The organism is Vibrio sp. 2033, from assembly GCF_033339735.1.
The window spans coordinates 1-656 of record NZ_JAWOVC010000432.1 but is presented as its reverse complement, the minus strand read 5'-3'; the positions used below and the strand labels follow the sequence as shown (position 1 = coordinate 656).

Genomic DNA, 656 nt, shown 5'->3' with positions numbered 1-656 from the left:
GCTCAAGCTGATAGCTGTAATGCCGAGGTAAGCCGCAATTTGGCTATCGGTAATACGTTGTTCTAAATCTGGGTAGTGGTGGCAAAATAACTGATAACGTTCCTCAGGCGAATACAACAGCATAAAACGTTCTTTATTCTCTTTGTTCATCAACTGCGTTTCGAGCAATTTTAGGTAAATTGAGTGCTTTTCGGCGCGCCATTGATGCAATGCCTCGATAGGCAAACAGAATAAATGACATGCGGTCAGCGTTTCCAATAAGTACGGTGAAGGTTGACCTTTTATCACGCTTTCAAAGCCGATCACCCAGTCCTTTTCCCAATAAAACTCTTTGCTGAATTCTTTGCCTTTCTCTGTGAGATAGCTTGCGTGACATAACCCTTCCAGAATGAAGTAGATGTGTGAACTAAATTCACCTTGATGGCTAAGAATGTGCCTAGTGGGTAATTCTAACTCTTGTCCATAGACCATGAGTTGTGAGGCTTCATCTTCTGAAAAGCCATGTTGAGTGAGATCGAAAAATACGTCGTTTTGCATGAAGGTTATCTGCAGTGAAAGGGTTAGCGCATTTGAACTATCTTAACTGCTTTGTGCAGCAACAAAAAGCGGCTCACTGAGGAGCCGCTAGTTTGAACATCGAGTCGCTTATTTGTTTA

1 protein-coding gene is annotated in these 656 nt (G+C 42.4%); it reads right to left on the bottom strand.

Features of this window, described 5'->3' with window-relative positions; translation table 11 throughout:
* Window positions 1-537: Crp/Fnr family transcriptional regulator (locus R7P74_RS27020; protein ID WP_318123745.1), on the bottom strand; the 537-nt coding region annotated here is incomplete at its 3' end.
* Window positions 538-656 lie beyond the last annotated feature (119 nt).